Source organism: Ralstonia pickettii, from assembly GCF_030582395.1.
Taxonomy (GTDB): domain Bacteria; phylum Pseudomonadota; class Gammaproteobacteria; order Burkholderiales; family Burkholderiaceae; genus Ralstonia; species Ralstonia pickettii_D.
Genome location: NZ_CP104383.1, coordinates 30,104 through 43,645 on the forward strand (window position 1 = coordinate 30,104; position 13,542 = coordinate 43,645).

At 61.2% G+C, this 13,542-nt stretch carries 12 protein-coding genes; 6 read left to right on the forward strand and 6 right to left on the reverse strand.

The features are described 5' to 3' along the window. The first annotated feature begins 15 nt into the window (after positions 1 to 15). Both N5B55_RS23720 and N5B55_RS23725 read left to right on the forward strand, forming a co-directional pair. Positions 16 to 2,415 carry a restriction endonuclease gene (locus N5B55_RS23720; protein WP_004635269.1) on the forward strand — a complete coding sequence of 800 codons (2,400 nt, stop codon included), beginning with the start codon at positions 16 to 18 and terminating at the stop codon, positions 2,413 to 2,415. Between the two features lie 389 nt (positions 2,416 to 2,804). Next, positions 2,805 to 3,530, forward strand: a complete 726-nt coding sequence (locus N5B55_RS23725) for a hypothetical protein (protein ID WP_004635270.1) — start codon at positions 2,805 to 2,807, stop codon at positions 3,528 to 3,530. Between the two features lie 144 nt (positions 3,531 to 3,674). On the opposite strand, the gene N5B55_RS23730 is transcribed toward N5B55_RS23725, so the two are convergent. The 5 genes from N5B55_RS23730 to N5B55_RS23750 all read right to left on the reverse strand — a co-directional run bounded on the left by N5B55_RS23730 (position 3,675) and on the right by N5B55_RS23750 (position 7,761). Next, positions 3,675 to 4,436: a hypothetical protein gene (locus tag N5B55_RS23730; RefSeq protein WP_004635272.1), complete on the reverse strand. Its 762-nt coding sequence runs from the start codon at positions 4,434 to 4,436 to the stop codon at positions 3,675 to 3,677. A gap of 85 nt (positions 4,437 to 4,521) precedes the next feature. Further along, on the reverse strand, positions 4,522 to 4,914 hold the full coding sequence (locus N5B55_RS23735; RefSeq protein WP_012435605.1) for an HU family DNA-binding protein: 393 nt from the start codon (positions 4,912 to 4,914) through the stop codon (positions 4,522 to 4,524). 119 nt (positions 4,915 to 5,033) lie between these two features. Then, positions 5,034 to 5,903, reverse strand: a complete 870-nt coding sequence (locus N5B55_RS23740; protein WP_021197350.1) for a hypothetical protein — start codon at positions 5,901 to 5,903, stop codon at positions 5,034 to 5,036. After that, the gene (locus N5B55_RS23745; protein ID WP_012435603.1) at positions 5,900 to 6,850 is read right to left on the reverse strand and encodes a TraB/GumN family protein; all 951 of its coding nucleotides are present in this window, start codon (positions 6,848 to 6,850) and stop codon (positions 5,900 to 5,902) included. The genes N5B55_RS23740 and N5B55_RS23745 overlap by 4 nt, the downstream gene beginning before the upstream one ends. Before the next feature lie 104 nt (positions 6,851 to 6,954). After that, positions 6,955 to 7,761, reverse strand: a complete 807-nt coding sequence (locus N5B55_RS23750) for a DNA-binding protein (RefSeq protein WP_369812465.1) — start codon at positions 7,759 to 7,761, stop codon at positions 6,955 to 6,957. A gap of 652 nt (positions 7,762 to 8,413) precedes the next feature. On the opposite strand from N5B55_RS23750, the gene N5B55_RS23755 reads away from it, so the two are divergent. The 4 genes from N5B55_RS23755 to N5B55_RS23770 are packed head-to-tail and all read left to right on the forward strand — an operon-like array spanning position 8,414 to position 12,435. Next, entirely contained in the window at positions 8,414 to 8,842 is a 429-nt protein-coding gene (locus N5B55_RS23755) for a hypothetical protein (RefSeq protein WP_249262879.1), read from the forward strand. Beyond that, positions 8,842 to 10,815, forward strand: coding sequence for a DDE-type integrase/transposase/recombinase (locus tag N5B55_RS23760; RefSeq protein ID WP_012435600.1), 1,974 nt, complete (start codon positions 8,842 to 8,844; stop codon positions 10,813 to 10,815). Before N5B55_RS23755 ends, N5B55_RS23760 begins: the two co-directional genes overlap by 1 nt. Before the next feature lie 26 nt (positions 10,816 to 10,841). Beyond that, complete coding sequence (locus N5B55_RS23765) at positions 10,842 to 11,819, forward strand: ATP-binding protein (RefSeq protein WP_012435599.1); 978 nt, start codon at positions 10,842 to 10,844, stop codon at positions 11,817 to 11,819. A gap of 43 nt (positions 11,820 to 11,862) precedes the next feature. Beyond that, a complete protein-coding gene (locus tag N5B55_RS23770) occupies positions 11,863 to 12,435 on the forward strand; it encodes a TniQ family protein (protein WP_225694714.1) in 573 nt (190 codons plus the stop codon). Positions 12,436 to 12,555: 120 nt separating this feature from the next. On the opposite strand, the gene N5B55_RS23775 is transcribed toward N5B55_RS23770, so the two are convergent. Then, on the reverse strand, positions 12,556 to 13,371 hold the full coding sequence (locus N5B55_RS23775; protein ID WP_012435597.1) for a LysR family transcriptional regulator: 816 nt from the start codon (positions 13,369 to 13,371) through the stop codon (positions 12,556 to 12,558). Between the last annotated feature and the right edge of the window lie 171 nt (positions 13,372 to 13,542).

Sequence of the window (13,542 nt, forward strand, 5' to 3'; positions counted from 1 at the left end):
CTTGCCGATTCGCCTATGCCCGCCGACCAAAACCCACCTGCTAAGCAATTCCCCCGGAACGAACGAGTGCCGGTGGCGCGCGCGGTTGCCACGACGATAGAACATGCCACGGCCGCCCAAGTCAAAGCGCTGGCGGAGCCGTTCAAGGGAACCTCGGTGGGTCAACGGTTCTTCGGACCTGGCTGGATCGGTGAAGATGGCGTTGCTTGCATAGTGTTCATCGCCCAGGACCGTGACACCATCCAACGGCTACGTCGACAGCGGACGTGCGTCGCAATTGGTTGGCGTTGGAACAACACCCCCTCCATGGTGTTTTCCTTTACGTTGATGACAGAGGGAAAGAATCCCCATCCCCACACACGGTGGATGCGGCCGAGCGCTGATCCAGTGGTTGCGGCGATTCGCCAGCGCGGTCGCTTTCGCATGATCGCCGTTTCGCCGGAGGGGTACCAAACTGTTTGGTTTGAGGCGCAGTTGCATTCGGGTTTTGGGGAAACCGCTCCCTCACTCCAAGGCATGGAGCAGCAATGGCAACATCCGGTGCCTGGACTGCAGGGGTCACGCGAGGGTCAGCGATTCGATCCATTCGAGCGCGAACGAAAGGCTGACACAACCGATGCCGCTCCTGCGATCCCGCTTTGGGCGGAACCCGCGTCAGACGTCTGGTCGGAGCTGAACTATGACGGGCCCTGGGCAGGCGACCTAAATGCAACAGACAAGGCTCGCGTCGCATGGGGCAGGCAGGTGTATCGGAATCGCCGCCTCGCCGCTGGCTTCGTGCGCGGAATTGCAGAGCGACAGGCATATGACCGCGTACCACCGGTCGTCACGGAAGAGGGCAACTGGCTCGGTGAGGGCATTATTGCCGAGCAGGGCAGGGTGCTAGTGGCGCGTGCGCCATTGATCGGACGTTGGCTGGCAGCATTGGCGGGTCCAGCCCCCGATGCGGAAGCTGCGTATCGGGCGTGTGTTGAGGTGCTGCATGACACGTACGCGCTGTTCTGTTTGCTCGACAAGCTGATTCCGCTGCTCAACGATGCGGGCGACCAAATGTTGTCCGAAGCCGCACGTTGGACGTTCGAGGCTGCTCTGTTGGATGACAAGATCACGCAGGGCGGCACCCACCGGCCCTGGTTCGCCAACACTGGGCAACACGGTTTGGAATTGCGTAGTGCGCCGTTCAACCTCGAAGCGTCGCTGTCCGACATCGAGGAGATGTGGCGCAGCGGTCTGGACATGCTGGACCTCATTGACGCGGGCCAGCGCCTCGGGCCAAACGATTTTCCGGTCCCGTTGTCGGATGTCTGTGAAGCCATGCGCGGCGTCGCGCTCGATGGCACCGAAGACGAAGCTGAAGCGACGATTCAGGCGATGCTGCGCGAAGCACAGGAAGCTCGGCAATGGACTATCCCGTGGGGCGCACGAGTAGAAGTGGCGTTCGGCCCATTCGTGGCGGTGCGGATCTTTGAGAACCAAGGCGAGTTCGCGTGCCAATTTCTCGACGCAGCGCAGCGCTACCACCATGTCGCGATTGGCATTGCCAGCGATCCGCCGCGCGCAACAGGTGGCCGCTTGATCCGCCCGCGCGATGATGATGGCGAAGTGACGTGGAACACGGACGCCGAGTTGAGCTTGCAGTTGATCGCAGCTGCGATCATCCGGGACTTTCTTGTGGTGGAGGAGCGAGAGTCGCTGTTTGGTACGCGAACGACAACGCGCCGCAGCCGTGGCCGTGACTTGACGACGGTGGTGTACCTGCCGCGCGTACGCTATAGCCGGCCCAATCTACGGCAGGCGACACAACACGCGCACGAATCTGGTCGTGCCCCACACGCTGTCACTCAACACCTGCGCCGGGCGGCAACAACATCGGCGACTCAGCGTTTTCTCGCACAGCGGTATGGAATGCACCTTCCAGAAGGGTTCACATTCGTGCGCCCACACACTCGCGGGGCAATGGCGGAGGCTGAGCGGGTGCGTGTCTACCGCAGCCGCTCGGCATCGCGCATGATCTACGAAGAGGTATCAACCGCGCCAGAAGGTGCGCGGCCGGCATGGTTTGAGTTCGAGCGGGATTGTATGCAACTGCTCAGGGAACGAGGGCTGCGCGTGATTCACCAGGCCGCCAGTCGGGATGGCGATGGTGGCGTCGATCTATACGCGGTTGACGAGAGCGGCCAATCTTGGATCGTACAATGCAAATGCTGGGCGGCGCATCGCAGTGTCGGCCCGGAAATCGTGCGTGAACTGCATGGGGCCATTGCCTTTGCTGATCGCGGCAGCAGCGGCACCAGCAAAGGGATCGTCATTACCACAAGCCGCTTTACTTCGGGGGCCGCCGAGGTCGGGCGCGAGTTTGGCTTCGAACTAATCGACGGCCAGCAATTTGCTCAGTGGCGCCAAAATCGGCATTGAAGTTGGTTCACTGTATGAGCGAGCACCTTGCCTTGCGAACGTGCGCGCTATCATCGAACGGGCCAAAACCCTCGAAGCACTCCCATGAGATCCCACACACGATGGCTCGCCTGCAACAGTTGTGGCGTCCTGCGTGACCACGTTCCCGAAAATGCCGGCGTAACATCGTTCGACGCGGCACACCGGGTGCAGCTTTGGATCTGCACGATTTGCGGCGCTGCCCACCCGGTCGCACCGGAGCATAGTGATCAGGCCGACCGCGAGCGATTGGAGCGCCTAGGACAGTTGCGACTAATTGAATGAAGAAAGCTTGTCGGCACCCGTTTGACACCGCATTCGGTCAATCGCGTTGCTGAACTATCAACACACACAACGATGAAGGAACGCGGATGAAGTTCTACCATTTCACGTCCGTCTCGTACGCCGAAACGATCCTCTCGATGGGGATTTCGCGTGGCCACGTGAAGCATGGTGACGGAAGCATTCGCAACTCAGTGGTCTGGCTGACGACGGATCCCGATGCTGATGGTCACGGCCTGACGACAGGCGACAAAACGTTGACCGCGAGAGACATGGAGTATCTGACCCGCGTCGATGGGGTCGCACCCAAGAATGGCATCGTCATGAACAAAACCCGAGTGCGCCTGACGGTGGAGATGTCGGCCGACACAGCCACTCTGATGCCCTTTGTCGAGTACTACGCGCGTCGTGGCGAAAAGCCCGATGAAGCCAAGCTTATGGGCCTTTCCGCATACGTCGAAAATCCTTGGCGTCTGCCTCTCACGAGACGGCGGCATTTATTGAAATCGACCACAACCAAAGAAGGCACGTGGTGGCTCTCGTTTGCGCCGATCACCGCCTCCGAGATTACGCGGGTCGAATACAACAGCCCGGCTGGGTTCGTAGACTACGACTTTGAAGCGCATGGCCGGCAGCACTTCCATGACGCAGGCTTTGTGGTGCCCAGCGCCGCCACGCTACAGTCGCTGCACCCCCTGGTGCCCTGCGACTATCCCTTCGAGAAGGCGAAGGCGTTCGCTTTCTGCTTGGACACGAAGCGCGTTCGACGTGGCGACTGGTGCGCCGGCGTTCGGAATGAGCCACCCGAACGCTGAGGCCTTGGCCAAGCGGGTACGCGACCACTCGGACGAGTTGCTCGACTGCTGGGCCCGCGCTGTTGACGTGTACTACAGCTACTACCCGAAAACAGGGATGCCTCGCCCCCCAGTTCGGTTGAACCCGTAACTACGGGTGCGGGCCTAGCGATCCTGCGCTGTCGAGGGGGCCGCCGCCGCTTCGCTGGCGCGGCCTGTCTTTGATGTAGTCGTCGACTCTTTCGCTGCGGTGGATGTTGAGTGGAAAGCGGCACCAAACTTGTCGCTGAAGTCGTGCCAGCCGGTCACGACCGTCACGAGGGCACTAAACGCGACGAAGGCAGCAACAGGCCACCAGGCAAGGAACGCGCCGACGGCCCTTGCTACCAGGCTTGGCCGAGTCGTCATCGCCTTCTCCGCCGATTGGTAACGGTCTCGGCGCCGCAGCATTCCGATGCGCCAACGATCCCACCGCGAACCACCGTCGAGCACACTGGATACGCGCCAGTATCGGAACGCGTCGGCCACGGCTGCGTCGATGACGCTTTGTGTGACATCGTTCGGGCCCACGAACACTCGCCAAACGATGAGCTTTTCGGGCTGCCGCATGAATTCAGACTCGTACGGATAGAGCAGCACGGCGACATTGCCGGTTTTGGCTTGAGAGAACACAAGTGCGGCTCCGTGCTCCGCCGCTGTCGAGCCCTGTTTTCTCAGCGAAGCGCCCACCGGATGCTGGCCTGGGAATAGGGTGACAGTTCGGTGCTCGCGTTCGACGCGCACGTATAGCCGTTCGAGGTAGCCTGCTTGCTCGGCTGCAGTGATGACCTTCTCAAATTTCTCTTGCAGAGCCGGCTTCAGTACGACGTTCCAATTGATGAACTTGTAGCGGCGCACGTCCGCGCTACGCTGGGGAAAGAGAGACAAGACATCCTCATGGGTTGCGTTGGGCACACGCGCCAATGAAAACGGGAGGCTTGGCCTCCCGTTGGCACGAATGGCAGCGGAGGACTTACTGAGCGGCGTCCTTCACCTTCTTCAGCGGGCGCACCTTGACACGCACGCTGGCCGGCTTGGCCTCGAACCATTGCTCTTGGCCCGTGAAAGGGTTTTTGCCGAAGCGACGCTTGGTGGCCGGTACCTTCACGGATACCACCTTGAAGAGACCAGGCAGCGTGAACTCGCCGGCGCCTTTCTTGTGCAGCGCACTCAGGATGGTGTTCTCCAGATGCAGGAGCACGGACTTCACGGCCTTGGCCTCAAGTTCTGTCTGCTCGGCCAAGTGACTCACCAGGCTGGCTTTGGTGAAGGTGTCCTTCAGCGGCTTGATGGTCGGGGCCGCGGCGGCGGCGGTCTTCTTTGCCGGTGCGGCTTTCTTTGCTGCGGTCTTGGATTTCGTCGCCATGGAGTGCGTAGATTTCAAGGTGGTTGACCATCGCGAGATGGCGAATTGTGCGCGCTACTGCGTGCGAGGGAAGAATAGCAAGGCCAGTCGTGCTGGACAACGGGACTCACCGTCTTCATTTAGTCAAGAGGGGCCTCGTAGCGGGGCGCGCGGATCTGCGCGTCGATCCAAGCATCCTTTACCACCGTATCGAGAACGGTCGGGGGAATATCGAACCACTCCGACACGAAATGTACGGCGTCGGCCTCTAGGCCCGCCCATGCTCGTGCTTTTGCCACCCAGCGCGGTCCGACCTGAATTGGAGTGCAGCGTCCGGGCGTGACGTGGAAATAGCTGACGCGGTGCGCGGTGGTTGATTCGATGAACCACATACGGCGGATGCCGGCGTCGTCTCTGGCGCAGCCGAGACGCAATCGGGCGCCTTGCTGCTCGAGCGCGCGCAACGCACTGACCAACGAGGCATCGGTCGGCCGGTACCAGACCGAGACCTTGCGCAGCACGGCGTGTTCACCTTGCGTGGCGCCCAACCAGTTCACGGCCGCGACCAGGCGGTGGACGCCGTTGGTGCACGTCACAGCCCCGCCGTAGGCGGCCAGCTTCAGTTCGTACGCTGCCTCAGGGGCGGGAAATGATTGGTGGCCGATTTCCGATTCGCAGTAGTCAATGACGCGCTCGTCCCAGCCAAAACCGTGCAGGTCCTGCAGCATGCCGCGCCACGTCAAGGCCTTGCTGAAATTCCGATGCGTTAAGCCAACCACGGCGGCGATGGGCACGTCGACGTAGACCCGCTGGGTTGATCCTTCAGTCGTGAGGAGATCAAGGACCGGGCCCAGCTCAGTGCGCTTCCAGACCGACTGGTCCAATACCGTGCAACTGGAGTCAGATGCTGCCGCGCGGATGCGCGCAAGGCCCGGTGCCTTTCGCATCTGCGCGGCTTGGTCTTGGCCATAGACGACATCTTGAGCGCGATGCATTGCATCATCCATCATGGTGCTTGCATCTCCATTGCTGTGTCATTCGGCAGCAGAATGTCGTTGACTTGGTAGCCGTCCGCTCGCAAGAGTGCGATGAGTCCGTCGGACCCTGGCAGGTGAGCAGCACCAACCGCGACCACCGCGCCGCCGGCGTCGAGGGCTTGGCGCAAGCGCGGCATCCAGGACAAATTGCGGTCGTGGACCATCAGGCGGTGATAGATCGCCGCATCCTCTGGAGATTCGTTACCCAGACTCGCGAGAGCGGCGATCCTCTCATAGTCGCCGCGATTGAATGCGATAACAGCTTGACGGAAATCCTCTCGCTGGCGGGCGATGTTCAAGCCGCCCATCAGCAGGCGCCAATAGATCCGATCCGGGACCGCGCGTCGCCGGTTTTCCAAGTCGGTCTGATCTTCGAGAGGCACTATCGCTACGTTGTAGCGCAGTGCCGCTATCGCGAATATCGCGTCTCTGGACAGGTTGCTCAATTCTGTGCAGGGAATCCAAGCGTACGCGGCGGCCATACGCGGACTCTTGTGCTGCAGCATTTCGATGGCCAGGTCGGGACGTTGAGGTGCTGCGCATTTCGCGCGCAGCTGAAGAAATTCAACCTGTGTATCGGTCAATGACCGGGCCCATGGTGCACGAGAGGCCCGACCAGCAAACACCTCGGGGTCCAGTAGATCGGCGCCCTGGAGTTCGACAGGCTGTGGACCTTGGGCCCTCGAACTTTCAATGACAAAACTTGTGGCGCCCTGGAGCACCGACATCGCCGGCTGGCGCATGCCCTGATAGGGGACGTGGAGAGTGGCGACCAGCACGCTTTTGGCCCCGTTCGGCGCGGTGATTGCGAGTGCGGGTACGCCATCCTGTGCAATAGCCGGTGTGGAGGCGAGGGTGGCGGCACAAACGAATGCCGCCAGTGTGCGAAATTGGTCAACCAGGCCAAACGACCGCAGCATGCGATGACTCCGGATGTGAAGAGGGCTAGGGGAAGGACTGTATGGCGGGCAGGGCGCAATGCAGAGGGGGGCCGTGCCGCCCAGTGGGTAGGTAAGCGGCGTTGCTACGCCCCCTTGCGCCGTGAGTTTGGTTTGCTCGGCGGTTGACCGGTCTGCTGATCTGGTGCCGACTCTGGTGTCGGCTTCGCGGCCTCAATTTGCTCGCGCAGCATTCGCAACTCGGCCTGGGCACCGGCCTCAAGACCGACGACCTCGGTTAGTTTCTCGCGGGTGCGCTCATGCGCGGCCTGCGCTTCAGCCAGTTGGGCACGCACCTGGTGCTCGCGCGATTCGGCGTTGGCCAAGCGCTCGTTGGCCTGGATTCGGGCGATGTCAGCAGCTTCACGCTGCGCATCGGCGACGGCGGCTGTGCGATCGGCAGCGACCCGGGCGGCCTGTTCCGCCGCCAGTTGGGCGCGCAGTTCGCTCAGTTCGCGCTCCAAGTGTGGCAGCGCTTCCAGGCGCAACTCCACTTGCGCGAGCGCCCGACGAACGGCGGCGAGTTCGCCGCGCTCCCGCTCCGACTCTGCATTCAAGCGTTCGATCTCTGCTGCCTGCTCGGCCGCCTTGCCGGCAAGCTTGTCGCGCTCTGTCGCAACCTGCTGCAGCTCCTGCGTCAGGGCGTCGCGTTCAGCTTCCAGAGCCTCGCCAGTGCTGGCCAGCACCGCGTTTTCACTCATGACCTGCGCCAGTGCGGCCTCGGCGTCGGCCGCGGCGTCCTCGGCCACCCGCGAAAACTCGGTGCCCAGTGCGGCCAGCAGGCGGGGGTTCGGATCGCCAATCTTGCGCGCGGCAGGCTTTTGTTGACCCTGCCAAGTAACCAGATGGCGGTGGATGGTGTTCATGCTGCCAGTGCCCAGCCGCTCGCGCACTGCGCTTAGCGTCGGCTTGATTTGCTCGGCGTAGAACAAAATAAAAATGTCACTACGGTTTGGCGAAACTGAGCCAACGCGGGCTCTGTAGTGACAATTTTAATTACGTTGAAAGCGAGGCAATAGCGTCAATAGGCGTAAGCCCGCATTAAATTTGTCAATTGGCATCCTAGACTTCCACTCCCTTCGTAAGGCCTTGATCTTATGGGGAAAAGTCAGTCCTTCGATAGCCCGGTCCCGATCCCGCGACCTCGCGGAGCGCATCGGCGTAGAACAAAATAAAAATGTCACTACGGTTTGGCGAAACTGAGCCAACGCGGGCTCTGTAGTGACAATTTTAATTACGTTGAAAGCGAGGCAATAGCGTCAATAGGCGTAAGCCCGCATTAAATTTGTCAATTGGCATCCTAGACTTCCACTCCCTTCGTAAGGCCTTGATCTTATGGGGAAAAGTCAGTCCTTCGATAGCCCGATCCCGATCCCGCGACCTCGCGGAGCGCATCGGCTCGAGGCCTTCAGCCTCAAATTGGGGCGCCGGGTGTCGTTCTATCGGTGTGCGGCTCTCGATCAATGGCTGAGGCTGGAGGCCGATCCCGACGTTCAGCGTTTTTGCGAAAGGCCTGGGTTCATCCTAGTGGGCGGACAGCGACACTTGGCCGAGTTCTGGGTCCGTTATGAAACTCGGGACGAGTTGGTGTTGCTCTCAGAGTCAGACGACGAGGGCATGGTCGTCGACAAAGGGCGCCAACTGGACGACTCAGAGATCGATATTCGTGTGGTGCCGCCGGCAGAACTCGCTGCATCCCGAGTCTGGATCGACAACTGGCAACGGATGTTACCCACGATCGTGGCCAATCGCGGCTTGCCAGCGGCGAGTCTGCTGACAGCGATCCGGCGCTTTGCGACAGCTGAGCCGAGGCAACTCCTGACCATTGAGCGCGAGTACGCCACAGGCGATCCCGTTCTGGTTCGCACCGCGGTGTATGAGTTATTGCGCACGGGCAAGCTCTCGGCACCGACCTTGCATACGGAAGCGTTGTCGCTGCTCACACTGTTCTCGGCACCGGGAGGACAGTCCTGATGCGCCGCAAACCGGAGCTCCAGCATCTCGACCTCGCGTCCTGGCCGTCAGTTGCATGGACGGAGCTCACGGAGGGGCGTCAGCAGCGGGTACGCATGGCGACTGCCGCCATCGAGCGCTATGCACGAGGCGACGCTATCGACGAAATTGAACTGTCCACCGGTATCGATCGTCGCCAACTATATCGGTGGTTGTATCGTGCGTTGCAGACACACCCCGATGGACGGATCTGGGGCTTTCGCGCCGTCATTCCCAATGTGCGGATTGCCGAATACGCGCGCGTTGCCCCTATCGTCGTCCAGGGGCAGACCGGCAGTCGCGGTACGGCCGGGGCGATATCGCAAATCTTCGAGAGCCATCCCGCCTTGGTGACGTGGCTTCGGGCTCAGATTCGGCAACGCAAGGTCGTGCTGCATCAGGTCAGCACGGATGGCAAGCTCAAGACGCGCCTGCGCGGCCTGAAAGCCCTGCATGAGGAGTTCCTGAAGCAATGTCGGTCGCTCGGTCTGAAGGCGACGGACTACCCGCTCTGTATGGACTATTTGGCAATCCGCTCGTTGTCCAACCGGCTCAAGGCGGAAATGCTGCGCTCCTTCGGCCAAGCTGCGCGCGCGGCGGGCGCCTCTCACCTCAAAGGCTTGCCCCTGCAGGACGGACATGCCGTATCGCCCGCGGCCGTGCGCCCCTATCAGGTCGTGGAATTCGACGGGCACCGTCTGGATGTTCGGCTCAAGGTGGTGGTACGTGACCCTTTGGGTTTTGAGCACGAGTTCGAAATGGAGCGCATCTGGCTGCTGGTCATCATCGACGTTTGCACTCGCGCGATCCTGGGTTATCACGTCGTGCTCGCGCGCGAGTACAGCCGTCATGACGTGATCAAGACGATGGAGAAGGCACTGGAGCCTCATCGCCCCATGACCTTCACCCTTCCCAATCTCGCGTACTCCAAGCACGATGGCCTGCCGTCGCAAAAACTGCCCGAGCTCGCCTACGCTTGCTGGGAGTGGATCAAGCTCGACAACGCCAAAGCAAATCTTGCCAACGACACGCTCAGTGCCTTGTGCGAGTTCGTGGGTTGCATTGTCGATGCGGGCCCTTATCACCACCCGGACGAGCGCCCCTACATTGAGCGTTTCTTTGCGACCATTGCGCAAGAGATGTCGTCGCGTCTGCCTGGCTACACCGGATCGCATCCGCGTGACCTTCGGCGTGCGCTGTCCGATCCGAAGGGCAATCTCCGCTTGTACCTGTCCTCCGATGAGCTGACGGAACTCGTCGAATATGCCATCGCCAGTTACAACGGTACACCGCACAGCGGGCTGAACAACATCACGCCTCTGGAGGCCATGGAGCGGTTGATCCGTGTCAAGCAGAGCATGCTCTCCTGGTTGGCCGAGCATCGGCGTCGCACGCTGTGCCTGATGCAAACCGCGTCGAGGCACACGGTGCGTGCCTACTTGCACCAAGGTGTGCGTCCTCACATCAACCTGCACGGTGTGCGCTACACCAGCACAACCCTGGCAGCGGCGACGCATCTGATCGGTACGAAGCTGCTTGTCTATTCCAACGTCGAAGACCTGCGCGGCGTACGGGCGTTTCTCGCGGATGGAGCCGAGTTGGGGCCATTGCAGGCGCAGGGCGCGTGGGGCCTGGTGCCCCACGATTTGCGGCTGCGCAAAGAGATCCTGAAATGGCGTAAGAAGCGCGGCATGCGCAAAGGGATGGAAGGCAACGTGATCGAGGCGTTCGTCCAAGAGAAGCTGGCGCACGCCAAACACACACGCAAAGCCGCCACGGATCTCGCGCACGTCATCCGTGTTTTGTCGACTGCGCCGACGATCTACACGCCTTTGCGACCCACCGTACCCATTTCTGCGCCGCTTTCCAATGCCGTCGCTGACGATTCACCATCGCCGCCGCCAGCGCCCGGTGTACCACGCCGCCTCACGATTGGTACGGGACTGATTTCCTAGGCGGGCCGCCCGCAAGGAGGACCACCATGTCTGTCGAACGCCCCCGCCCGGTTGATCCGGCTACGCACCCTCTGGTCACTGGCAATTACCGGATCGCCACGGCAGCGATCCAGGATTTTTATGAACTGGTGACACGGTGCCTGCGGTACCGTGTTCCTGGGGCGCTGATCTACGGACCCTCACGCATTGGCAAGACCCGGGCGATCGAATACATACGGCTCCTGCTCGCCCGCAACTACCCCAAAATCTCCACCTTCCACGCGCAGTGCGAGCACAAGCCCAAGCATGCGGAGGGCCCCTTTCTGTCGAACCTGCTGGAGGCCGTCGGCTATCCCGAGCCGCAGACGGGAACCAACACGGCCAAGCGGTTCCGGCTGACCCATAAGCTGCGGGAGGCGGCGGCCCGAGCGGGCAGCGGAACGATTCTCCTGTTTTGCGATGAGGCACAGCGCTACAACGTCAATGAGTACGAGTGGCTGCGCGACATTCACGATACGCTCGATCGGCAGCAGATCAGGCTGTACACCTTCCTGGTCGGCCAGGAGGAGTTGCTGGCCAAGAAGGAATCGCTGCAGGCGGCAGGGGCCACGCAGATCATCGCGCGCCTCATGGTCGAAGAGTTGCCGTTCTATGGGATACGCGATGCTGATGATGTCGCGACTTGCTTGCTCGGCTATGACGAAACCTGTTACCCGGAGGCGAGCGCTTGGACCTTCACGCGGTTTTACGTCCCCGAGGCATTCGACACCAACTACCGGCTTGTCAACGACGCGACCGTGCTCTGGGAGGCCTTCAGCGCGGCGCATCACAAGGCGAGCCTCCCCTACAAGATGGAAATCCCGATGGAATATTTCGTGCGCGCTGTTGAGATTGTCCTGAAAGATAGCGAGACCCGGGACGCACCGGGTTACAGCCCAGCGCCAGCATTGTGGGCATACGCCGTGCAACAGTGTGGTTACGTCCAATCGCGCCATGCGACCGGGCATATCATCGCCGCTGCGTAGCTCCCGGAAGAATCGATTCCCGATTCTATCGTTTGACGAGAGCGTGCTTTCGCCCGCGCTAGGCTACACCTTCGACCCGAAATGGGTCGACCCGTGCGAGTCGCTGATTTCCATTCTTTGGAAATTCGCGCAGGCCAATCAGCTTTCGGGGCATGTTGTGGTGCGTCATGCCGCCTTGTCCTTGCACGCCGATCCCTATTCCGGCGTTTTACCGGTGCACGATGCGATCAATATCGCCGCCTTGCGCAAGACCTTGCACCTGCCGGCCAAGATACTTCTCGGATCGGTCCTCGATGCTTTTCCTTACCGCCAGTACGACGAGCGTTTTCGATTTTGCCGCAAGTGTTTGGGGCGTGGATACCACAGTCCCCTCCATCAGTTGCAGAGCGAGTCCACATGCCCGGCGCATCAGACGCCACTCGAGATCGGTTGCCGACGCTGCGGCTACGAGCCGCTCTGCTTGCTCAAAGCTCGTTTTCTGGAAACCCCGTTTCGATGCGACTACTGTGGTGCCCCCTACAGTTACAAGACGTATTCGACACTACGATCGGAGAAGATGTGCAAAGATGACAGAGTTGCAATGCGTCGGCGATACTTTGAAAGGACATACGGCTAGACTGGGCGCATTTGGATCACGGCGGCGTCACTCGCGTGATTGCCGTGGAGTCGAAAAATTGCTCCATCACGCTGGAAATACTGAGTCCCGGCCCCCGGTTGGGCGTCGGGCGAGGCGCGCTCATGCGTGAAGTTCAGCGACGATGCGCTCGGCGAGAAAATCGCAGGGTGGTCGGTTTGACGTGACGCTTCGGGCGAGGACGATTTCAAGCGTGCCAATCTCAGGCAGGCCGTGTGCGGGCCCGAGCAGCGTAAAGTCAGATGGCACAGCACACCGCGCGAGCGGGGTGATGGCGAGGCCAGTTCGGGCCATCGTCAGCAGGCCAAGCAGACTCGGGCTCTCATAGGAAGTTCGATACACGATTTTTGCGCGCTCGAGACTGTGGATCGCCTTCTCGCGTGCGACGCTTCCCGGTAGGAACACGGCAATTGGTAGCGGCCGCTCACGCCAGATGTCAGTGGCGCCGGGCGCTGCGGCCCACACCATCGGCTCGTGCCGCAAGAACTCGCCGGTCAGCCCTTTCACCCGCGTCGCGCAGACGAGATCCACCGTGCCGTCGCGCAACATCGGGGCGAGCGCGACGCTGGGCAGGCCGGTCACCTGGATCTCGACCTTCGGATAGGTGGCCGAGAACTTCTTGAGAATCGGCGGAAACAGCGACGACGCGTAATCGTCCGGTACGCCGATCACCACGCGGCCAGTCACGTCCGGCCGGACGACCGCCGCCCATGCCTCATCGCGCAGCGCAATGATCCGGCGCGCGTGTGCCAGCAGCACCTCGCCGTCCTGCGTCGGCACCACGCTGCGCGGCTTGCGCACGAACAGCGCTTTGCCAAGGGCCGATTCCAGCGTCTTGATCTGCATGCTCACCGCCGATTGCGAGCGGTGCACGAGATCTGCCGCCCGGCTGATCGTGCCCGTAAAGGACAAGGACATTTGTTGAGAGGGCTGCACCCCAACCCTCAGCGTGCTGCCGGCAAAAACATCGCCGCAAGAACTGGCAGGAGACACTGCGCATATTTTTCTGATGCAGTGGGATTCCACCGAGTGCCGCGCATGCTCTGCATGCGTTGAGAGGCCAAGTTTTGGCGCGCCAGACCATGAGTT

Coding starts and splice junctions, on each gene's coding strand:
- N5B55_RS23765 (WP_012435599.1), top strand. CDS start 10,842: ATGTCTGTCGAACGCCCCCGCCCGGTTGATCCGGCTACGCACCCTCTG.
- N5B55_RS23740 (WP_021197350.1), bottom strand. CDS start 5,903: ATGATGGATGATGCAATGCATCGCGCTCAAGATGTCGTCTATGGCCAA.
- N5B55_RS23720 (WP_004635269.1), top strand. CDS start 16: ATGCCCGCCGACCAAAACCCACCTGCTAAGCAATTCCCCCGGAACGAA.
- N5B55_RS23760 (WP_012435600.1), top strand. CDS start 8,842: ATGCGCCGCAAACCGGAGCTCCAGCATCTCGACCTCGCGTCCTGGCCG.
- N5B55_RS23725 (WP_004635270.1), top strand. CDS start 2,805: ATGAAGTTCTACCATTTCACGTCCGTCTCGTACGCCGAAACGATCCTC.
- N5B55_RS23745 (WP_012435603.1), bottom strand. CDS start 6,850: ATGCTGCGGTCGTTTGGCCTGGTTGACCAATTTCGCACACTGGCGGCA.
- N5B55_RS23775 (WP_012435597.1), bottom strand. CDS start 13,371: ATGTCCTTGTCCTTTACGGGCACGATCAGCCGGGCGGCAGATCTCGTG.
- N5B55_RS23735 (WP_012435605.1), bottom strand. CDS start 4,914: ATGGCGACGAAATCCAAGACCGCAGCAAAGAAAGCCGCACCGGCAAAG.